The sequence below is a fragment of the Xanthomonas sp. NCPPB 2866 genome, from assembly GCF_041475745.2.
In the GTDB taxonomy this organism is placed as follows: Bacteria; Pseudomonadota; Gammaproteobacteria; order Xanthomonadales; family Xanthomonadaceae; genus Xanthomonas; species Xanthomonas arboricola.
Genome location: NZ_CM192975.1, coordinates 4,138,356 through 4,157,415 on the forward strand (window position 1 = coordinate 4,138,356; position 19,060 = coordinate 4,157,415).

Annotated in this window: 21 protein-coding genes and 1 other RNA gene; 8 read left to right on the plus strand and 14 right to left on the minus strand. The window is 67.8% G+C overall.

Going from position 1 to position 19,060, the window contains the following annotated elements; all coding sequences use genetic code 11:
* Positions 1–8: 8 nt before the first annotated feature.
* The 4 genes from ACCQ04_RS17465 to ACCQ04_RS17480 all read right to left on the minus strand — a co-directional run bounded on the left by ACCQ04_RS17465 (position 9) and on the right by ACCQ04_RS17480 (position 4,074).
* Entirely contained in the window at positions 9–656 is a 648-nt protein-coding gene (locus ACCQ04_RS17465; RefSeq protein WP_226427494.1) for a hypothetical protein, read from the minus strand.
* On the minus strand, positions 653–2,425 hold the full coding sequence (locus ACCQ04_RS17470; RefSeq protein ID WP_126966608.1) for a dihydrolipoyllysine-residue acetyltransferase: 1,773 nt from the start codon (positions 2,423–2,425) through the stop codon (positions 653–655). Before ACCQ04_RS17470 ends, ACCQ04_RS17465 begins: the two co-directional genes overlap by 4 nt.
* A 128-nt stretch (positions 2,426–2,553) precedes the next feature.
* A complete protein-coding gene (locus ACCQ04_RS17475; RefSeq protein WP_372358577.1) occupies positions 2,554–3,312 on the minus strand; it encodes a DUF2884 family protein in 759 nt (252 codons plus the stop codon).
* Between the two features lie 234 nt (positions 3,313–3,546).
* On the minus strand, positions 3,547–4,074 hold the full coding sequence (locus ACCQ04_RS17480) for a DNA-deoxyinosine glycosylase (protein ID WP_372358791.1): 528 nt from the start codon (positions 4,072–4,074) through the stop codon (positions 3,547–3,549).
* 175 nt (positions 4,075–4,249) lie between these two features.
* Between ACCQ04_RS17480 and ACCQ04_RS17485 the strand changes: the two genes are divergently transcribed.
* A complete protein-coding gene (locus ACCQ04_RS17485; RefSeq protein ID WP_016901022.1) occupies positions 4,250–4,921 on the plus strand; it encodes an OmpW/AlkL family protein in 672 nt (223 codons plus the stop codon).
* A gap of 85 nt (positions 4,922–5,006) precedes the next feature.
* Here the strand turns inward: ACCQ04_RS17485 and ACCQ04_RS17490 are convergent, their stop codons facing one another.
* The 6 genes from ACCQ04_RS17490 to ACCQ04_RS17515 form a co-directional block, all read right to left on the minus strand.
* On the minus strand, positions 5,007–5,564 hold the full coding sequence (locus tag ACCQ04_RS17490) for a CcdC protein domain-containing protein (RefSeq protein ID WP_024940264.1): 558 nt from the start codon (positions 5,562–5,564) through the stop codon (positions 5,007–5,009).
* A 25-nt stretch (positions 5,565–5,589) separates the two neighbouring features.
* Positions 5,590–5,665: non-coding RNA, sX9 sRNA (locus ACCQ04_RS17495), on the minus strand.
* 62 nt (positions 5,666–5,727) lie between these two features.
* Positions 5,728–6,537: a MetQ/NlpA family ABC transporter substrate-binding protein gene (locus ACCQ04_RS17500; RefSeq protein WP_102255818.1), complete on the minus strand. Its 810-nt coding sequence runs from the start codon at positions 6,535–6,537 to the stop codon at positions 5,728–5,730.
* 136 nt (positions 6,538–6,673) lie between these two features.
* Positions 6,674–7,366, minus strand: a complete 693-nt coding sequence (locus tag ACCQ04_RS17505; RefSeq protein ID WP_024940266.1) for a methionine ABC transporter permease — start codon at positions 7,364–7,366, stop codon at positions 6,674–6,676.
* The gene (locus ACCQ04_RS17510) at positions 7,363–8,370 is read right to left on the minus strand and encodes a methionine ABC transporter ATP-binding protein (protein WP_016903462.1); all 1,008 of its coding nucleotides are present in this window, start codon (positions 8,368–8,370) and stop codon (positions 7,363–7,365) included. The genes ACCQ04_RS17505 and ACCQ04_RS17510 overlap by 4 nt, the downstream gene beginning before the upstream one ends.
* Positions 8,371–8,561: 191 nt before the next feature.
* Complete coding sequence (locus tag ACCQ04_RS17515; protein ID WP_054592383.1) at positions 8,562–9,458, minus strand: DMT family transporter; 897 nt, start codon at positions 9,456–9,458, stop codon at positions 8,562–8,564.
* Positions 9,459–9,564: 106 nt separating this feature from the next.
* On the opposite strand from ACCQ04_RS17515, the gene ACCQ04_RS17520 reads away from it, so the two are divergent.
* The 6 genes from ACCQ04_RS17520 (at position 9,565) to ACCQ04_RS17545 (ending at position 14,883) form a co-directional block, all read left to right on the plus strand.
* Positions 9,565–10,050, plus strand: a complete 486-nt coding sequence (locus ACCQ04_RS17520) for a YajQ family cyclic di-GMP-binding protein (protein ID WP_016903460.1) — start codon at positions 9,565–9,567, stop codon at positions 10,048–10,050.
* Positions 10,051–10,183: 133 nt separating this feature from the next.
* A complete protein-coding gene (locus ACCQ04_RS17525) occupies positions 10,184–10,648 on the plus strand; it encodes a hypothetical protein (protein ID WP_226427497.1) in 465 nt (154 codons plus the stop codon).
* Positions 10,641–12,380, plus strand: coding sequence for an ATP-binding response regulator (locus ACCQ04_RS17530; protein WP_126966603.1), 1,740 nt, complete (start codon positions 10,641–10,643; stop codon positions 12,378–12,380). The genes ACCQ04_RS17525 and ACCQ04_RS17530 overlap by 8 nt, the downstream gene beginning before the upstream one ends.
* Positions 12,367–13,194, plus strand: coding sequence for an alpha/beta hydrolase (locus tag ACCQ04_RS17535; protein WP_126966602.1), 828 nt, complete (start codon positions 12,367–12,369; stop codon positions 13,192–13,194). Before ACCQ04_RS17530 ends, ACCQ04_RS17535 begins: the two co-directional genes overlap by 14 nt.
* A 135-nt stretch (positions 13,195–13,329) precedes the next feature.
* Positions 13,330–13,890 (plus strand): DUF1415 domain-containing protein, encoded by a 561-nt coding sequence (locus ACCQ04_RS17540; protein ID WP_226427498.1) that lies wholly within the window; start codon positions 13,330–13,332, stop codon positions 13,888–13,890.
* Positions 13,891–14,076: 186 nt separating this feature from the next.
* Positions 14,077–14,883 carry an SDR family oxidoreductase gene (locus ACCQ04_RS17545; protein WP_226427499.1) on the plus strand — a complete coding sequence of 269 codons (807 nt, stop codon included), beginning with the start codon at positions 14,077–14,079 and terminating at the stop codon, positions 14,881–14,883.
* Positions 14,884–14,959: 76 nt separating this feature from the next.
* Here the strand turns inward: ACCQ04_RS17545 and ACCQ04_RS17550 are convergent, their stop codons facing one another.
* Entirely contained in the window at positions 14,960–15,673 is a 714-nt protein-coding gene (locus tag ACCQ04_RS17550; protein ID WP_226427500.1) for a pseudouridine synthase, read from the minus strand.
* Positions 15,670–16,737 carry a class I SAM-dependent methyltransferase gene (locus ACCQ04_RS17555; protein WP_226427501.1) on the minus strand — a complete coding sequence of 356 codons (1,068 nt, stop codon included), beginning with the start codon at positions 16,735–16,737 and terminating at the stop codon, positions 15,670–15,672. The genes ACCQ04_RS17550 and ACCQ04_RS17555 overlap by 4 nt, the downstream gene beginning before the upstream one ends.
* Before the next feature lie 192 nt (positions 16,738–16,929).
* On the opposite strand from ACCQ04_RS17555, the gene ACCQ04_RS17560 reads away from it, so the two are divergent.
* A complete protein-coding gene (locus ACCQ04_RS17560) occupies positions 16,930–17,190 on the plus strand; it encodes a hypothetical protein (RefSeq protein WP_087962350.1) in 261 nt (86 codons plus the stop codon).
* 109 nt (positions 17,191–17,299) lie between these two features.
* Here the strand turns inward: ACCQ04_RS17560 and ACCQ04_RS17565 are convergent, their stop codons facing one another.
* Together ACCQ04_RS17565 and ACCQ04_RS17570 are read right to left on the minus strand one after the other, a co-directional pair.
* Entirely contained in the window at positions 17,300–18,634 is a 1,335-nt protein-coding gene (locus tag ACCQ04_RS17565) for a PQQ-dependent sugar dehydrogenase (protein ID WP_184632604.1), read from the minus strand.
* Positions 18,635–18,721: 87 nt separating this feature from the next.
* Positions 18,722–19,030, minus strand: coding sequence for a DUF3247 family protein (locus tag ACCQ04_RS17570; RefSeq protein ID WP_016903450.1), 309 nt, complete (start codon positions 19,028–19,030; stop codon positions 18,722–18,724).
* Positions 19,031–19,060 lie beyond the last annotated feature (30 nt).

Genomic DNA, 19,060 nt, shown 5'->3' on the forward strand with positions numbered 1-19,060 from the left:
CCTGTGGCTCAACCGGCCGTGCCGGCAAGCGTCTGCTGGAGTTCATCCAGCGACGATTCGATTTGGGTCCAGCGCTTGTCGCGCTTCTTTTCCTTGCCTTCGCTGGCTTCGATCAGCAACGCGGCCTGCTGCAGCAGCAACTCGCCGGCGCCGCAGCTCGGGCGGGTGCCGCTGTAACGCACGCCATCGACCTGGAACGACAGCACCTCGCCCTCGCTCACCGGCGCGCTGCGACCGCTCGGCGCCAGTTGCGTCAGTGCGCCGGTCCAATTGCTGACCAGGCGCCTTGCCAACGCCGCCGGAATCGGGATCTCGACTGTTTCCGGGTTCTGCGCGGTGCGGAACTGTACGCTGCCGCGATCGCTCTGGCTGACCCAGCTGTAGACGCGCTCGTCGGCGCGGCTATGCCGCAGGGTCCAGTCGGCACCGTCCTTGCCCGGCACCAGCGATACGCCGCTTTCCACGCCACGGGTAGGCAGCGTCAGCAACGACAGGCTCGGCCGGGTGCCGGCGTCGAGCAGCGTGGTCACCGCGGTGCCATAGTTGCCCACCGCCGGCGGCCAGCCGCGCCCGAGGGTGCTCTCGCACTCGCGTGCCGCCGCGGATGTCCACGGCAGCACGCCCAGCAGGGCGAAGGTCAGCAGCGCTGCTCTCACAGCAGGACGCGGCGCATGTCGGCCAGCACCTGGCTGAGGTAGGTGGTGAAGCGTGCGGCCAGCGCGCCGTCGATGACGCGGTGGTCGTAGCTCAACGACAGCGGCAGCATCAGCTTGGGAGCGAACTCCTTGCCGTTCCACACCGGCTGCATCGCCGACTTGGACACGCCCAGGATCGCCACTTCCGGCGCATTGATGATCGGCGTGAATGCCGTACCACCGATGCCGCCCAGCGAGCTGATCGAGAAGCAGCCGCCGCTCATGTCGGCCGGGCCGAGCTTGCCGTCGCGCGCCTTCTTGGCCAGCTCGCCGCTTTCCTGCGCGATCTGCAGCACGCCCTTCTTGTCGACGTCGCGGATCACCGGTACGACCAGGCCGTTCGGGGTGTCGGCGGCGAAGCCGATGTTGATGTACTTCTTCAAGGTCAGGTTTTCGCCGGCCGCATCCAGCGAGGCGTTGAACTCGGGGAACTTCTTCAACGCCGCGGCGCTGGCCTTGACCAGGAAGGCGAGCATGGTCAGCTTGATGCCAGCCTTCTCGTTTTCCTTGTTCAGCGCCACGCGCAGGGCTTCCAGGTCGGTGATGTCGGCCGATTCGAACTGGGTGACGTGCGGAATCATCGCCCAGTTGCGTGCCAGGTTGGCACCGGAAATCTTCTTGATGCGCGACAGCGGCTGGGTCTCGGTCTCGCCGAACTTGCTGAAGTCCACCTTCGGCCAGGCCAGCAGGTTCAGACCGTTGCCACCACCGGCCGGTGCGGCCCCGGCTGCGGCAGGCGCGCCGCCGCTGAGTGCGGCCTTGACGAAGCGCTGCACGTCCTCACGGGTGATGCGGCCGCCCTTTTCGCTGCCCTTGAGCTGGTTCAGATCCACGCCGAGCTCGCGTGCGAACACGCGCACCACCGGGCTGGCGTAGGCCACCTTGGACGGCAGCACGCTGTCGGCGTCGAAGGTCACCGGCGGGCTGGACGGCTGCCCGGCCGACGGCTGACCGCCCTGCGCAGGCTGCGCGGCCTCGCTGGACCGGGCGCCCTGCACCTGCGCGATCTCGCGCTGGGCCAGCTTGTCCGGCACCGCAGACACGGCGACCGGCTCGACCTTGCCGGCGGTTTCGGCGGTGTCGGTGCTGGGCTTGGCCGGGGACTGCGCCGCTCCGGCGCCGCCATCGCTGGCAGCGATGATCGCCACCACATTGCCCTGCGAGAGCGTGTCGCCGACCTTGACCTTGAGTTCCTTGACCACACCGGCGGCCGAGGACGGCACTTCCATCGTGGCCTTGTCCGATTCCAGCGTGACCAGGCTCTGGTCCTTGGCGACGGTATCGCCAACGGCGACCAGCACCTCGATCACCGGGATGTCGGTGTAATCGCCGATATCGGGCACGCGGGCCTCGACCAGGCCGCCGTCCGAGGACGCGGCAGGCGCAGCCGGCTCGGCCTTGGCGGCAGGCGCCGGCGCGGCAGCGGGCGCAGCCTTGGCGGGGCCGGCAGGAGCGGCGGCCGGGGCGGCGGCGGTTTCGGCGCCGGCGTCGGCCACTTCGATCAGCGCGACCAGCGCGCCCTGCGACAGCGAATCGCCGACCTTGACCTTGATCTCCTTGACCACGCCGGCCACCGACGAGGGCACTTCCATCGTGGCCTTGTCCGATTCCAGCGTGACCAGGCTCTGGTCCTTGCTGACCGTATCGCCGACCGACACCAGCACCTCGATTACCGGGACATCGCTGTAGTCACCGATATCGGGGACAAGTGCTTCCTTGATTTCGGCCATACGGGGAACTCCGGCAACAGAATGGGGAAACCCCTATTGTGGCTGGCTGCGGGCCGCAGCGCCAACCATTGCCGTGGAAAAAGTCGCGCACCGGACGGGATGCAGCGTTCGCCGGCGCATGCGCCGGATCATTTCGACGCGCGTCGATCGACCCGCAACAGTTGCAGTGGCTCGCCCGAGGGCAAACGATACGCCAGCGCATTGTCCAAGCCGTCGAGCGCCTCGACCCGCGTGCACAGTTGCTGCGCGCGTGGCCGCAACGCACGCGCCTGCGGCTCGATCAGGCGCTCGATGCGCGTTTCCACCCCATCCAGCGACCGCAGTTGCATATCGTTTCCGGTCAGTGCCGACTGCACCGCACCGGCGACGACATCGCCGATCAGCTGCGGCAGCAGCTCGGCCACCATCGCGCCGATGTCGTCATCGATATCGATCGAGGTGAGCTGGCTCTTGCCGAAACTCTGCTTCAGGCGGGTGTCGATCTTTTCGCGCACGGCCGCCAGCTGCACGCGTGTGGCCTCGGGGCTGCGGCTGAAGCCGGCCGCCACCTCGCCCAGCGCAGTGACGGCGATGTCGGCCGTTTCGCGCCCGACCTCCTGCGCCAGCGGCACCACGTCGCGGGTCTGCCGCTCGAACTGGATCAACCGCGCGCGATCGTCCGCGCTCACCGCGACCCAGCGGTCGTCGACGAACAAGGCGCCCTGGCGCATCACCAGCCGCTGCGGCGTACCCGACGCGCGGATCAGGATCAGGCTGCGCGGGTTGAGCGTGAGGTCGTAGTCGCTGCTGACGTTGCAATGCAGATCGTCGGCGCTGGCGGCTGGTACGGCGACCAACAGACCCAGCAGCAGGCCCGCTGCCATCGGTAGTGCGTGCTTGATCGCCATGTGGTCGCTTCCGTTGATGTGTTGGCTGCAGCATGCCTGCACGGGAGCGGCACTTGCCCGTGCCGGACGCTGGCATGACTTCCGGCCGGTGGCTGCGCGCTGACCAACACGGCCGGCGTTGCGGTGGTGACAGGTGTCGGCCAACCCGCCACGACGCAGGCACATGGCTAGCACGGCGCCATCCGCTCGCTGATGTCTTCGCTCATGGATTGGTTGCGCGGCGATCCGACGTCGCTAATCCAGTGCGTCGCGCAGCGGCTGCCAGGCCGCGCACAGCCGTGGCAGTGACCATGCCGCATTGGCCGGGCTGGTGGACGGCAAGGCCCATACCGGCACCGTATGCAGGGCAACCGGCAGCAGCGGCTGCACATGGCGGCGCCATGCCTGCGCGGCGGCCGCCCCGTTGCAGGCGACCGCGCGCAGCTGCGGCAGCGCCGCCAGCCGCGCCGCCAGCGGGTTGACCACGATGCTGCTGGCGACGATGGCAGTGTCCAGGCTGCCGCGCCGCTCGCATTGGCCGATCACATCCCACAGGCCCACCCCGCAGTTGGCCAGCGCCTGCAGGCGCGCCGGATATGCCAACCCGGCGTGGATGCCCAGCAGTTCCTGCATCAACGGCCAGAAACGGTTGCGCGGATGGGCGTAGTACATCGCCGCGTGCAACGAGGCGTTGCCCGGCATCGAGCCGAGCACCAGCACACGGCAATCGTTAGGAATGTGCGCTGGAAGGCCCTGCAACAGGTCGGTTTTCGTCACGGCGATCGCATCTGCGTGAATGTCTTTTTCAGCTTGCCTGTTGCAGCCACGGCCTTCTCCGGAAACTTGCTGAACAAACGAAATTTTAGCGAGCCACGGGTGGGCGTGGATTCAGATTTTCAGGAATAGCTTTGGCGCGGCCCACTCCACGGGCCTAACAAGAACACTGAGGAGACCCCCAATGCGTGCCATTTCCATCCTGAGCCTGGCTGCCGTATCCGCACTTGCGTTTGCGCCGTCGGCATTTGCACAAGACACCACCTACACCGGCGACACCTCCTCGGCTTCCACCAGCGCCGATAGCGCTTCCGGAAAGCATTGGGCAGTGGTCGGCGGTGTTGCTCTGATCAAGCCGAAGAACGATCCGGCTCCCGGCCTGGACGTCGATGGCGGCCCGGCACCGACGCTGAGCGCCAGCTACTACATCAACGACAACTGGGCCGTTGAGCTGTGGGGCGCCGCTGACAAGTTCAACCACCGTGTCAACGCCGATGGCGTGGGCAAGATCGGTACCGTCGAGCAGCAGCCGATCGCCATCAGCGGCCAGTACCACTTCGGCCAGGCCGATAACGTGTTCCGTCCGTTCGTGGGCGTGGGCTACTACGAGTCGAACTTCAGCAACGAGAAGATCGACGCGGCGTCGGCCACCGGCCAGCACGTGGGCCTGGACACCGCCAAGGGTGTCATCGGCACCGTCGGCGTGGACATGAACATCAACTCCACCTGGTTCGCACGTGCCGATGCCCGCTACATGCGTTCGCGTCCGGAACTGCGCGTGGGCGGCCAGGGCACCGGCAGCGAGCTGGAACTGGATCCGTGGACCGTCGGCTTCGGCGTCGGCGCGCGCTTCTAAGCACGCGGGCAAGCGACGTTTCAGTTGAACAAGAACGGGCCGCAAGGCCCGTTTTTTTATGCTTTGAAATCGTGGCGCCGCCCGCTCAGCGCCAGTAGACGCTGCCGCGCAGGCGCGCGCTGCGCCAGCGCCACCACAACAAGGTGGCATAGGCGAGCGCATAGCCGAGCAGTACGCCGGCCGCGCCCAACAGGCTGGCGTGACTGAGCCACCCTTCCGTGGGCCAGGCAGCACCCTGCCAAGTGCTGCGCCACCCCTGCACCATGCCGGCGATCACGCGTACCACCACCAGCGCGGTCAGGGCCAGCACCAGCCACAGGTTGGGCCGGTAGAACAGGCCCTGCTGGGTGCGCTCGAAGCGGGTCAGACGCAGTGCCAGCAGCCCCAGCGCCAGCCCGCAGGCCCAGCCGAAGGCGGCATGGCTGATCGCGCCGGGCCAGAACGCGGCGGCGATCAACACGAAGATCACGAACAACACGGTGGAAAGGCCGGCCGAGACCAAATTGATCATCAACAGCCAGCCGCGTGCCTGCCGCCGCGCGGTGCCGACACGAAAGCGCTGCACCAGCGACAACGGCAACAGCACCGCGAACACCGCCAGGGCGATGATCACGGCCAGCGGTATGGCGAGGAGAAGTGGCATCACATGCTCGGTGGCGGCGAAGAGTGGTTGGCAACCCGAAACGCGCGGACGCCAGGTGAACGTGGACGGCGCGCAGCAACCGGCGTGTCCGCGAGGTGCATGCCGATGCCGGGCGCCGGCCGCACCCGCCTGGCGGTGAGCGCGGTCGGTTGGACCGCCGCTCTTAGAACGCCGGCAATACCGCGCCTTTGTACTTCTGCTCGATAAACGCCTTCACTTCCGGGCTGGTCAGGGCCTTGGCCAGCTTCTGCACGCGCGGGTCGTCCTTGTTGTCCGGGCGCGAGACCAGGAAGTTCACGTACGGCGAGTCCTTGCTCTCGATCGCCAGCGCGTCGCGGGTCGGATTGAGGCCGGCGTCGAGCGCGTAGTTGGTATTGATCAGTGCCAGGTCGACCTGGTCGAGCACGCGCGGCAGCATCGCCGAGTCGAGCTCGCGGAACTTCAGCTGCTTGGGGTTCTCGACGATGTCGCGCTGGCTGGACAGGGCATTGCTCGGGTCCTTGAGTTTGATCACGCCCGCCTTGTCGAGCAGGATCAGCGCGCGGCTGTTGTTGCTCGGGTCGTTGGGAATCACCACATCTGCGCCGGTAGGCAGCTCGGCCAGCGTCTTGAACCGGCGCGAATACGCACCGAACGGCTCGATATGCACGCCGACCACGGTCACCAGCTGGCTCTTGCGGTCGCGGTTGTAGGCGTCCAGGTACGGCTCGGTCTGGAAGTAATTGACGTCGATCTGCTTCTGCACGACCTGGTCGTTGGGCTGCACGTAGTCGTTGAACACGCGCACGTCCAGCTTGACGCCCTGCTTGGCCAGCAGCGGTTCGACCACCTCCAGGATCTCGGCATGCGGCACCGCGGTGGCGGCCACCGTCAGTGTGTCGCCGCCGCTGCTGCCACCGCTACCGCTACCGCCACAGGAAGCCAGGGCCAGCGTGGCCGCAGCCAGGAGGGAACGAAACGCGAATGTGTTCATGTGGGGGTCCGTGGGAGGAGGAATGCGGCACTGCCGCAAGCGCTAAACCTAGCAGACCGCAGGTGGAGCCGCGATCGGCAGGCCCGTGTGCTTGCTGGGCCCTGCGCGCGCCGGCAACACGCGATCGCGGTCGAGCTCAGCGCCGGCTGTAGCGCGCCACCAGCCAGTCGCCCAGCATCTGCAGCAGCTGCACCAGCACCAGCAGGGCGATCACGGTGATCAGCGCGACATCCGAATGCGAGCGCAGATAGCCCTCGCGGTACGCGACATCGCCCAGCCCGCCGGAGCCGATCGCACCGCCCATCGCGGTGAAACCGATCAGCGCGATGGTGGTCACGGTGGCGCCGGCGATCAGGCCCGGGCGCGCTTCGGGCAGCAGCACGCGCAGCACCAGCTGGCGGGTGGTGGCGCCCATCGCCTGGCTGGCTTCGATGATCCCGCGGTCCACTTCGCGCAAGGCGGTTTCCACCAGCCGTGCATAGAACGGTGCGGCGCCGACCACCAGCGGCAGGATCGCGCCGCGCACGCCCAGCGAGGTCCCCATCAACATCAGCGTGAGCGGAATCATCGCGATCATCAGGATGATGAAGGGCACCGAGCGCAGCAGGTTGATCAGTGCCGCGAGCACCCCGTACAGCACCGGGCGGCGGCGCAGCTGCGGGGCACCGCACAGGAACAGCGCAACGCCCAGCGGCAGGCCGATCAACAGCGTCAGCGGCAGCGCGCCGGCCAGCATCAGCAAGGTATCGAGCGTGGCCTGGCCGATATCGCCCCACTTGGCGGCATCGAGATTGCGGAAAAACCCGCTTGTCGTGGCGATCAGAGTCATACGCGCAGATCCTCCACGTGCACGCCGGCGGCGACGAAGCCGGCGCGTGCCGCGTTATGGTCGCCGCCGGTCAGCGCGACGATGAGCTGGCCGTACGGGGTGTCCTTGATGCGGTCCACGCGCCCGGACAGGATGTTGTAGTCCACCCCGGTTTCGCGGGCGATGCGGCCCAGCACCGGTTCGTAGGTGCCGTTGCCCAGGAAGGTCAGCCGCACGATGCGCCCGCCCACCGCAGCGAAGTCGCGATGCAGCTCGGCTTCGTCCACGTGCTCGGCTTCGGACACGAAGCGCCGGGTGGTGGCGTGCTGCGGGTGCAGGAATACCTCGGTCACCGGGCCGGTTTCCACCAGCTTGCCGGCATCCAGCACCGCGACGCGGTCGCAGACCCGGCGGATCACGTCCATCTCGTGGGTGATCAGCACGATGGTCAGGCCCAGCTCGCGGTTGATCTGCGCCAGCAGCTGCAGCACCGAGGCGGTGGTCTGCGGGTCCAGCGCGCTGGTGGCCTCGTCGCACAGCAGGATCTGCGGCCGGGTGGCCAGCGCGCGCGCAATGCCCACGCGCTGCTTCTGCCCGCCGGACAGCTGCGCCGGATACTTACTGGCATGCTGCTCCAGCCCGACCCGTGCCAGCAGCTCGGCCACGCGCGCATCGACCTCGGCGCGCGGGGTGCCGGCCAGTTCCAGCGGAAACGCCACATTGCCGGCCACGGTGCGCGAGGACAGCAGGTTGAAGTGCTGGAAGATCATCCCGACACGCCGACGCAGCGCGCGCAGGCCCTGGCTGTCCAGCGCAGTGACGTCCTCGTCGCCGATCAGCAGCCGCCCGCCGCTGGGTTCTTCCAGCCGGTTGATCAGCCGGATCAGGGTCGACTTGCCGGCACCGGAATGGCCGATGATGCCGAACACCTCGCCGGGGCCGATCCGCAGATCGAGTGGATGCAGCGCCACGATCTGGCGACCGTCAACGGAATAAGACTTGTGCAGGCGCTGAAACTGGATCACCGCGCGTGGCCGATTGGGGGGCCGTGAAGCCTACCAGTCAATGTTTGCGGACGATATTCCAATGAGTTCTAAGTTGGGGATTGGGGAATCGGGATTGGGGATTGGCATAGGACGGGATTGGGGATTGGGGAGTCGGGATTCGCAAAAGCCAGAGCGCCTTGCCGTTGCTCTGGCGAATCCCGAATCCCCAATCACGGCTTATCCAACGACATCGGCCGATCCGCCTTCCGAATCCGCTCCCGGCGCAGCAGATACAGCCCGCTGGCGACGATGATGCCGGCTCCGGTCCAGGTCCAGCTGTCGGGCAGGGTCTGCCACAGCAGCCAGTCCCAGCCGATCACCCAGACCAGGCCGGTGTATTCCAGCGGCGCGATCATCGAGGCCTCACCGCGCAGGAAGGCCTGGGTCAGCGCAATCTGCCCCAGTGCGCCGGCCAGGCCCATGCCGGCAATCAGCCAGGCGTGCTCGCCCCGCAACGGCACCCAGTCGGGAATGGCCAGCAGGCCGGCGCCGACCGCCATGAACAGCAGGAACCACACCACCATCGCCTGCGGGGTGTCGGTGCGGGTCAGCAGACTGACGGTGATGGCGGCGATGGCATAGGCGGTGGCCGCCAGCAGCACCATCAGCCCGGGCAGCGAGATCAGCCCGTCCACGCCCGGGCGCAATACCACGATCACCCCGACCAGGCCGATGCCGATCGCCGTCCAGCGGCGTGGCCCGACCCGCTCGCCCAGCAATGGCACCGACAGCGCCGCCACCAGCAGCGGGGCGACGAAATACAGCGTGTAGGCGGTCGACAGCGGCATGCGCTTCAGGCCGTAGACGAAGCAGCCGATCATCACCATGCCCAGTACCCCGCGCAGCAGGTGCAGGCCCCAACGCACCGGCACGATCGAGCGCGGTCCGGCGGTGGCGAATACCCACACCAGCACGAACGGCAGCGAGGCGGCGCCGCGCAGCAGGGTGACCTGCAGCGGCGGGTAATGCGCCGACAGCAGCTTCATTCCCGCATCCATCAGCGAGAAGCAGGCCACGGCGGCCACCATCCAGGCGATGGCGGGAAGCGGAGAGCGGGTGGTGGGCATGGACCATTATCGCTGCGCGTGCGCGCAGCCTGGCAACCCTGTGTCGACAGGGGCGATGACGCGATGCCCTAGAATGGCGGCTGTTTACAGACAGCAGGAGCTTTGCATGCCTTCCTTCGACGTGGTGTCCGAAGTCGACAAGCACGAACTGACCAATGCGGTGGATCAGGCCAACCGCGAGCTGGATACGCGCTTCGATTTCAAGGGGGTCGAGGCCAGGTTCGAGCTGGAAGACGGCAAGGCGATCAACCAGTCCGCGCCCAGCGATTTCCAGGTCAAGCAGATGACCGACATCCTGCGCGCGCGCCTGCTGGCGCGCGGCATCGACGTGCGTTGCCTGGAGTTCGGCGACATGGAAACCAACCTGGCCGGTGCGCGCCAGAAGGTCACCGTCAAGCAGGGCATCGAGCAGAAGCAGGCCAAGCAGCTGGTGGCCAAGCTGAAGGAAGCCAAGCTCAAGGTCGAGGCACAGATCAATGGCGACAAGCTGCGCGTGAGCGGCAAGAAGCGCGACGATCTGCAGGACGCGATGGCGCTGCTGAAGAAGGCCGACTTCGAGCTGCCGCTGCAGTTCGACAACTTCCGCGACTGAGCACGCGTGATGGCTGACACGGCGCCTTGCCGTGCCGCGCTGTGCAGGCGGGCCACACAGCGCGGCGTAGCAGCCGTCCGCTGCCCGGGCATCGGCCACGCGCGCACCGGCGCGTTACGGATCTGATGCAAGCATGCGCGGCCTGCTCTCCAGCCTGTTGCAACGCGCGCACCCGGCCACGGTGCCGCAGGCGCCGCCCGCTGCCGGGACGGCGTGCGCCGTGACGCACGCACAGCCACGCATCGAAGCCGGCTCGACGCTGCACACGTTGGCCGGGCTGGACCCGCTGGCGGCCGCGGCGTTTGCCGATGCGTTTGCGGTGGAAGTGCAGCGCGCCATCGCCAGCTGCACGCTCGGCCAGGCCAGCACCACCCAGGCGCAGGCACTGGAGCAGATCCATGCGCTCAAGAACACGCTCTCGCTGACCGGCTCTGCCGAACTGCTGAATGCCTGCGACCAGTTGCGCGGCGATGTCGACGGCGGCGAACCGGGGTCCGCGCTTGCGCAGCGCTACACCGCGATTGCGACCGCGGCCGGCCTGCTGGTCGAGAATTACCGGCGCACCCTCCCCAACGACGACACCGCCCCCGATGCGTAGTGGATCCAACCGTGCAGCGCCCGGCCTGATTCTGGCCGCCCGGCAGCTGCGCAACGACAGGCTGGTGCGGCTGTTCGAATCGTTCCTGGAATATCGCGCCTGCGTCGGCCGGGTGATCGTGCAGACCATCGTGGCCCTGTGGTGCTTCGGCTGGCTGTACGGGCCGCAGCCGGTGCTGGTCAGGGATGCACAGGCGGTCTTCCCCACCGCAGCGACGCTGTGGATGGTGGCGGTGGTCTGGATGGTGCTGGTGCGACGCAGGATCATCCCGCCGGGCGAGTGGCTGGATGCGATCGGGTTTGCGATGAACCTGCTGTTCATCGGCATCCAGACCTATCTGGCCTTCATCCTGCTGATGTCGCTGAATGCCTTCCTGCCCTTCATCACCATCGCCGCGGTGGCGCGCTATGGGCAGAAGGCGACGCTGCCGGTGCTGCTCAGCACCTTCGTACTGATGCTGCTGACTGCGCCGGCCGGCTACTGGCTGTCGCGGCCGGCGTACTTCGTGTATGCGGTGGCGCTGAGTGTGGTGCTGCCGCTGCTGGTGGCGCGCATCGTCAGTGCGATGCAGGAGATCGCCCTGCAGGCGCTGGCCGCGCGCGATGCGCAGAGCCGCTTCATCAGCACCATGAACCACGAACTGCGCACGCCGTTGAATGCGGTCATCAACTGCGCGCAACTGATCGACAGCGACACCTTGTCGGCGCAACAGCGCGAACTGATGCAGGCGGTGACGGTCAATGCGATCGCGCTGCGGCATCGGGTGAACGAGGTGATCGACGTGGCCAGCATCGACGGTGGCCGGCTGCAGCTGCACAGCAAGCCGCTGAGCCTGCTCGACGTGCTGGCCACGGTCAAAGCGGTGTGCGCGAGTGCAGCGTCGACCAAGGGCGTGGCGCTGGCGCTGCGCAGCGATGTGGCGCAGACGCCTGACCTCATCGGCGACGAAGGGCGTATCGAACAGGTCATCACCAACCTGGTCATCAATGCGATCAAGTTCACCCCGGCCGGTGGCGCGGTCGACGTGCTGATCGCCGCCACGCAGGTGCAGCAGCGCTGGGCGATCGCGGTGACCGTGACCGATACCGGCATCGGCATCCCCGACGCCCAGAAGGCCTATATCTTCACGCCCTTCACCCAGCTCAGCACCGGTTTCAGCCGCGCTGAAGGCGGGGTCGGGCTGGGCCTGTTCATTGCGCTGTCGGTGTCCGAGGCGATGGGCGGCAGCCTGAGCGTGCGCGACAACCCCGGCGGCGGCAGCGTGTTTCGCTGGACCTTCGCACTGGCCGCCGCCGCGGCGCAAGGCTGCCGCCCGCCGGCGCTGCGCGAGGCCCTGCAACAGCATGCCGAGACGGTGCCGCCGCTGCATTGCCTGGTGTTCGAGGACATGGACACCAATCGGCTGGTGATCGGCAATCTGCTCACCCGCGCCGGGCACCGGGTGAGCTTTCACAGCGATGGCAGCAACGCGGTGCAGCGCATCCGCGAGGCAGCGCCGGACCTGGTGTTCCTCGACCTGCACATGCCCGGCACCTCGGGCTGGGACGCGCTGGGTGAGGCGCGCGCGGCGATCGCCGCACTGCCGCCGATCATCGTGCTGACCGCCGACACCCGCACCGATTCGATGCGCGAGGCCACCGCGGCCGGCGTGGCCGGCTATCTGTCCAAACCGATCAACGCGCACCAATTGCTGGCCATCCTCGCCGCGCATGCCACCCATGCAACCGGCTGACCTGAAACCGGGCAATGCGGCACGCCGGCACTGGCATACCGCCGCGCGCACACGCACGCCGCTGGCGCTGCTGTACCTGCACGGGTTCGCCGCCAGCCCGGGAGAAGCCGGCGAACTGCCCGAGCAGATCGCCGATGCGCTGGCTGCCAACCTGTACGTGCACCGTTGGCCCGGGCATGGCCGCAGCGCCGCCGATGCGATGCAGGGGCTGACGCCGGCGGCGTTACAGGCCTCGGCCCTGGATGCACTGGCGCAGGCACGGCGCATGGGCACACGCGTGGCGATCGTCGGCTCGTCCATGGGTGCCACGCTGGGCTTGTGGCTTGCGGCGCAGCGCCCCGACGCGGTGGCTGCGGTGGTCGCCTGGTCACCGGGCATCCGGCCGGCCGATCCGGCGCTGCTGGATCAGGTCTGCGCCGCGCAAACGCCCTTGACCGACCCGCGCCCGCGCACCGCCGCGTCGCTGGCGTTCTGGTCCGGCACCATCCACCCGGATGGATTCCGCGCGCTGCGCAGCCTGTTCGACGCGGTTGCCGCCGATCCACCGTGGCCACGCGTGCAATGCCCGGTGTTTCTGGGCTATTACCGCGCTGCCAACGGCGAGGAGGATCCCACCGCCTCGGTGCCGGCGATGCTGGCGATGTTCGCTGCGCTCGGCAGCGCGCCGGAGCACACCTGCGCGATGGCCTTCGACACCGGCGCGCATGCGATCGGCTCGCCGCACAAGACCCTGCACGCCGACAAAGTTGCGCAGGCATCGAGTGCGTTCCTGCGTGCGCATGTCGGCGCAAACACGCATGCGGATGCCACCTAGGCTGCGTCAGCGCAGCAACTGCTGCAGTTCTCCCCGCATTCCGCCAAGCGCCGGCCCCGCGCTGCGCTGCACCGGCACAGGCGGCCGCGCCGGCAGCGATCGCATACACTGGCCCACCATCACGCCGCCGCCACGATGACGACCACGCCTGCCACGCTCGACCCGTTGACCGCCACCCGCCAGTGGATCGAGCGCGCGGTGATCGGCCTGAATCTGTGCCCGTTCGCCAAGGCGGTCTACGTCAAGGAGCAGGTGCGGCTGGTGCTCAGCGATGCCAGCACGCCCGAAGCGCTGCTCGAACAACTGGCCGAGGAACTGGTGCTGCTGCGCGACACGCCGGCCGAGCAGATCGACACCACCTTGATCGTGCATCCGGACATGCTCACCGATTTCCTGGACTACAACGACTTCCTCGACAACGCCGATGCGGCGGTGGAAGCGCTGGATCTGGGTGGCGTGTTGCAGGTGGCCAGCTTCCATCCGGACTATCAGTTCGCAGGCGCGGCGGTGGATGACGTGGCCAACTTCACCAACCGTTCGCCCTACCCCACCTTGCACCTGCTGCGCGAAGACAGCGTGGAGCGTGCGGTGGCCGCGTTTCCGGACCCGGACGTGATCGTCGAACGCAATATCCAGACGCTGGAACGCCTGGGCCAGGACGGATGGGAGCGGTTGTTGAGCGCATCGCAGCACTGACCGCCGCATCGGGTGCGGTTGCGCGTGTTGAAACGCGCAGCGATGCCGGCGCGCAGCGGCGCGGCATGACGCGATAACGGCGGGCAAGCCACCAATCTGCATGCCTCGCGCGCGGCGATCGCGTTGCTACGGCCACCACGGCGCCCGCGTTACAGTGCGCGCGACCTCACTCCCCTGGTGCGCCCGATGCCCCTGACCCCCGCCGTCTCCGCATGGAATCCCTCCCCGTTGCAGGACCGCGTGGTGGTGATCACCGGCGGCGCCCAAGGCATCGGCCGTGGCATCGCGCAGGCGGTGCTGGGCGCCGGTGGCAGCGTGGTGATCGGCGACCTGGATGCCGATGCCGGCAAGGCCTGCCTGCAGGAGTGGGCATTGCCGCGACGCAGTGCCTTCGTGCGTTGCGATGCCGCGCGCCCGGCCCAGGCGGCGCGCCTGATCGCCACCGCGCTCACCCGCTTCGGGCGACTCGATGGCCTGGTCAACAACGCCGGCGTGGCCGATCCGCATGTGCCGCCATTGCCGCAACTGGACTGGGACGAGTGGAATCGCAGGCTGGCCAGCCTGCATGGCGCCTTCCTGTGCAGCAAGCAGGCCTTGCCCGCATTGGCGCAGGCCCAGGGCGGCGGTGCGATCGTCAACATCGCCTCCACCCGCGCCTGGCAATCCGAGCCGCATAGCGAAGCCTATGCCGCCGCCAAGGGCGGGCTGGTGGCGTTCACCCACGCCTTGGCGCTGAGCGAAGGCCCGCAGGTGCGCGTCAACAACATCAGCCCGGGCTGGATCAGCACCGACGCCTGGCGCGCACCGGCGCGCCGACGCACACCCAAGTTGTCGCGGCGCGACCATGCCCAGCATCCGGCCGGACGGGTCGGCACACCGGAAGACATCGCGCAACTGGCGGTCTATCTGCTGTCGCCGCAGCTGTCCGGCTTTGTGACCGGGCAGGACTTCATCGTCGATGGCGGCATGTCGCGCAAGATGCAGTACGTCTGAGGCATTGCCGCGCACGCGGCCTGCAGTAGACCGCGCAGGCCGGAAGCGCCGCAGGCGCAAGCACTAGCGGCGTGGCTCAGGCCTGCTCGCTGCGGCCGAACAACACCGCAAGATCCCCTGCCTCCAGCGCGCGCCATTGCCCGGACGGCAGACCATCCAGCGCCAAGCCACCGATGCGGCTGCGGTGCAAGGCCACCACGTGATTGCCGGCGGCGGCGAACATGCGCCGCACCTGGTGGTAGCGGCCTTCGTGCAGGGTCAGGCGTGCCTCGCGTGGGCCAAGCACTTCCAGTTCGGCCGGCAGCAGCGGCTTGGTTTCGCCGTCCAGCAACAGCGTGCCGCTGGCAAACAGCGTCGCCTCGTCGCTACGCAGGTCGTCGGCCAGGGTGACGTCGTAGACCTTGTCCAGCGCCGACTTGGGCGAAATGATCCGATGCAGCAGCGCGCCGTCGTCGGTCATCAGCAACATGCCGCTGGTCTCGCGATCCAGCCGCCCCACCGGCGCCAGCACCGGCGCGCGCGAACGGAAGCGCGGCGGCAGCAGTTCGTAGATCAGCCGGCCGGTGTCCTTGGTCGAGCAGGTGTAGCCGCCGGGCTTGTGCAACAGCAGGCTGAAGCCCGCTGGCGGATCCAGCGGTTCGCCATCGATGCGGATCACATCGTGCTCCACCTGGTCGTCGGCATACAGCACCTCGCCGGCGGCGTCGGTGACCGCGCCCTGGCGAAACAGCTGGGTCACCTGCTTGCGGCTGCCGTAGCCGAGGTTGGCGATGTGCTTGACCAGCTTCATGCGCGCGCTCCGCGGCCACGGATGGCGGAAATCAGCTTGAAACCGTCGCGTTCGGCGGCTACCCGCACCTGCCCGAAGCTTTCGTTGAGCACGTACTCGTAGGGCAGATGCCGGTTGGCGACCAGCAGCAGCTGCCCACCCGGGCGCAACGCCTGCGCGGCCACGGCGATGAAGCGCTGGCCGATATCCGGACGATCGGCGCGCGAAGGCGTGTGGAACGGCGGGTTGCTGACGATGAAATCGTACTGCGCCCCCAGGCCGGCGGTGACGTCGCGCCAGTGGTACTGCAGCTGCGCCGGATGCGCGATGGCCTGCAGGTTGCGCCGCGCCAGGGTCAGCGCGCGCGCCTCGGCCTCGTACAGATCCAGCCCGGTGACCTTGGGGCAACGCGCCAGCACCTCGGCCGAGAGATAACCAAAGCCCGCGCCCAGATCGGCGCCGTGTCCGGCCAGGGTGCTCGGCAGATGCTCGACCAGCAGCGCCGAGGCAGGATCGATGCGGTCCCAGGCAAACACACCGGGGCGACTGACGAAGCGCCCATCCAGAATCGGGCGCGGCGCATCCAGCGCGGCCCAGCGCGCCTGCAGCGCCGCATCGGTGTCGGCAGGCAGCGGCGCGCTCCAGTAGGTGCGGCAATGGTGCTTGGTCAGGCTGCCGGCCAGGCCGGTGAGCTGACGCAGATCCGCCTCGCCCGAGCGCGCGCCCTCGTTGTTGGACTGGCAGGCCACCACGCGGCCGCCCGGTGCGGCCAGCGCGACCGCGCGCGCGAACAGGGCACGCGCTTCCTCGCGCTGCCGCGGCGGCAACACCAGCACCAGGGCATAGCGGGTGCTGTCGGCCTCGATCTCGCTCTCTTCGCGCACGTTCCAGCCGTTGCGCTCCAGCGCCTCGGCGAAGGGACGAAAGCTCTGCTCGCAGGTCAGCGCATCGACAGCCGCATGCTCGCGCAGCGGGAACCCGTCGCGCGCGCGCAGGAACAGCACCGGGCCGCTGGGCCATGGCAGCACGCCCTGGGCGAAGGGCAGAAACAGAGCTTGAAGCGGGGCATCGTGCGGGCCAGCCATCGGATCATCGGGTCGGGAACAGGCCGCCATTGTAAGGGAGCGCTGCCTGCCGCCCGCCCTGGCGCCCGCTTGGGAGGGCATTCGATTGCGTGACCTGCAGACGGCGGCCCTTCCAATGTCTATACGGTCTATTGATGCGCACGCAACATCCGCCCGCCTAGGCTGGGATCACACCAATACCGGAGAGACGCGATGCGAGCCCTGTTCGTAGGTGGAGTGGTCGACAACAGCGAAATGGATCTGGATGACACCCCGCCACCGATGCACTACCCCGAAAACACCGGTGCGGGCCGGCCGCGTTACCGCCTGCACCAGGTCGGCGAGCGCGACGATGGCAGCGTGGCATATGCGGTGTATGGCGCTCCGGAAATGGCCGATGACGACATCAGCCGGATTACCGAAGAACGTGGCTATGCGCGGCGCTTCAGTGCCTCGCCCGAACCGCCGCGCTGAGTGCAAGCGCACTGGCGTGATACCGCGCATGACTGCGGCACACGCACGAAAAAACCGGGCCTGGGCCCGGTTTTTTCGTTTGAACGCCTGGGCCAGCGCGTTGTCTGGATCAGCGCGCCTTGGGTGTCACCCGCCAGATCACATTGCCGACATCGTCGGCCACCAGCAGCGCCCCGGTATTGTCCGGGCTCACGCCCACCGGGCGCCCCTGCGCATTGCCTTCGGCATCCAGAAAACCATCCAGCACCGTGATCGGCGTGCCGCTGGGCTTGCCATCGACAAACGGCACGAACAGCACCTTGTAGCCGCTGGGCGGGTCGCGATTCCACGAGCCGTGCTGGCCGATGAAGGCGCCCTGGCGGAAGCGCTCCGGCAGCAGGCTTCCGCTGGCAAAGCTCAGACCCAGCGAGGCGGTGTGCGGGCCCAGCGCGTAGTCGGGCTTGATCGCCTTGGCCACCAGCTCGGGGTTCTGCGGTTTGACCCGCTCGTCCACATGCTGGCCGTAATAGCTGTAGGGCCAGCCATAAAACCCGCCGTCGCGCACCGAGGTCAGGTAATCCGGCACCAGATCGCTGCCGATCTCGTCGCGCTCGTTGACCACCACCCACAGCGACTTGCTCTGCGGCTCCCAGGCGGTGCCGACCGGATTGCGCAGGCCGCTGGCGAACACGCGGCTGCTGCCGGTGGCCGGGTCGATCTCCAGGATCGCGGCGCGGTTGAGTTCGGCCTCCATGCCGTTTTCTGCCACGTTGCTGTTGGAACCGACGCCGACATACAGCTTGCTGCCGTCGGCGCTGGCCAGCAGCGACTTGGTCCAATGGTGATTCAGGCCGCCGGGCAGATTGGCCACGAAGGTCGGCTTGGCGGTGATATGCGTCTCGCCGGGCTTGTACGGAAAGCTCACCAGCGCATCGGCATTGGCCACGTAGAAACGATCGCCGATCAGGGCCATGCCGAACGGGGAAAACAGCCCGCTGATGAACTGGGTGCGCACTTCGGCCACGCCGTCGCCATCGGCATCGCGCAGCAAGGTGATGCGGTTGGCACTGGGCACCACGGCGCCGGCCTTGCTCATCATCGCGCCCTGCACCTTCTTGCGGATGCCGCCGCCTTCGGCGTCTTCCGGCTTGGGCGGCTCGGCGGTTTCGGCCACGAGCACGTCGCCGTTCGGCAGCACATAGACCCAGCGCGGGTGATCCAGGTCGCGCGCAAACGCGGCAACCTGCAGGTCGTCGGCGGCGATCGGCTTGGCGTTCTCGGTCCAGCGCTTGACCGGCGCCACCTTGACGGTGGGGATCAGGCGTTTGACCGGCTCGGGCAATTGCGGGTTCGGCCCGGTCCCTTGTTCGATGGCAAGCGTGGCGGTATCGCCGCAGGCGGCGAGGAGGGCGACGGTCAGTAACGACAGCGGCCAGCGGGCGAGCTTCAACGCGGGAGCATTCATTGCGCGATCGATCCTGAACAGTTACGACAATCGGCCATCATGCCGTCAACGCCACGACGAGAAGTAAACACATCGTCAATGCGTGACTCAGGGAGCGGCTTGCGGATCGCTGCCCAGCGGCAAGGGGTGCACTGCCACGATGCGGTCCATCCAGATCCAGTGCGGCTCCTGCGCGGCATCCAGCTGGTCGATGCGCAGCTGGCCGTTGAGGCCTTCGCGCTGCTGGTCGTCCAGATAGGTCTGGATGCTCGGGCGCACGGCGACGGTGCCGCTGATCATGCTGCCGTCATCGAGCTCGACGCGCACGCGCTCCTGGCCACCGAGCAGTGACACCCAGTGTTCGAGCGTGGCGATCTGTACTTGTTCCGAATAGACATGCGGGGCGTATCTGGACATGGCGTCATCTCCATCGAGGGAATGCACCAC

Bases quoted from the DNA above. Each gene is read 5' to 3' on its own strand.
- ACCQ04_RS17540 (WP_226427498.1), top strand. From the start codon at position 13,330: ATGACGACCACGCCTGCCACGCTCGACCCGTTGACCGCCACCCGCCAG.
- ACCQ04_RS17490 (WP_024940264.1), bottom strand. From the start codon at position 5,564: ATGCCACTTCTCCTCGCCATACCGCTGGCCGTGATCATCGCCCTGGCG.
- ACCQ04_RS17545 (WP_226427499.1), top strand. From the start codon at position 14,077: ATGCCCCTGACCCCCGCCGTCTCCGCATGGAATCCCTCCCCGTTGCAG.
- ACCQ04_RS17505 (WP_024940266.1), bottom strand. From the start codon at position 7,366: ATGACTCTGATCGCCACGACAAGCGGGTTTTTCCGCAATCTCGATGCC.
- ACCQ04_RS17570 (WP_016903450.1), bottom strand. From the start codon at position 19,030: ATGTCCAGATACGCCCCGCATGTCTATTCGGAACAAGTACAGATCGCC.
- ACCQ04_RS17525 (WP_226427497.1), top strand. From the start codon at position 10,184: ATGCGCGGCCTGCTCTCCAGCCTGTTGCAACGCGCGCACCCGGCCACG.
- ACCQ04_RS17555 (WP_226427501.1), bottom strand. From the start codon at position 16,737: ATGGCTGGCCCGCACGATGCCCCGCTTCAAGCTCTGTTTCTGCCCTTC.
- ACCQ04_RS17520 (WP_016903460.1), top strand. From the start codon at position 9,565: ATGCCTTCCTTCGACGTGGTGTCCGAAGTCGACAAGCACGAACTGACC.
- ACCQ04_RS17475 (WP_372358577.1), bottom strand. From the start codon at position 3,312: ATGGCGATCAAGCACGCACTACCGATGGCAGCGGGCCTGCTGCTGGGT.
- ACCQ04_RS17485 (WP_016901022.1), top strand. From the start codon at position 4,250: ATGCGTGCCATTTCCATCCTGAGCCTGGCTGCCGTATCCGCACTTGCG.
- ACCQ04_RS17515 (WP_054592383.1), bottom strand. From the start codon at position 9,458: ATGCCCACCACCCGCTCTCCGCTTCCCGCCATCGCCTGGATGGTGGCC.
- ACCQ04_RS17500 (WP_102255818.1), bottom strand. From the start codon at position 6,537: ATGAACACATTCGCGTTTCGTTCCCTCCTGGCTGCGGCCACGCTGGCC.
- ACCQ04_RS17530 (WP_126966603.1), top strand. From the start codon at position 10,641: ATGCGTAGTGGATCCAACCGTGCAGCGCCCGGCCTGATTCTGGCCGCC.
- ACCQ04_RS17470 (WP_126966608.1), bottom strand. From the start codon at position 2,425: ATGGCCGAAATCAAGGAAGCACTTGTCCCCGATATCGGTGACTACAGC.
- ACCQ04_RS17535 (WP_126966602.1), top strand. From the start codon at position 12,367: ATGCAACCGGCTGACCTGAAACCGGGCAATGCGGCACGCCGGCACTGG.
- ACCQ04_RS17565 (WP_184632604.1), bottom strand. From the start codon at position 18,634: ATGAATGCTCCCGCGTTGAAGCTCGCCCGCTGGCCGCTGTCGTTACTG.
- ACCQ04_RS17550 (WP_226427500.1), bottom strand. From the start codon at position 15,673: ATGAAGCTGGTCAAGCACATCGCCAACCTCGGCTACGGCAGCCGCAAG.
- ACCQ04_RS17560 (WP_087962350.1), top strand. From the start codon at position 16,930: ATGCGAGCCCTGTTCGTAGGTGGAGTGGTCGACAACAGCGAAATGGAT.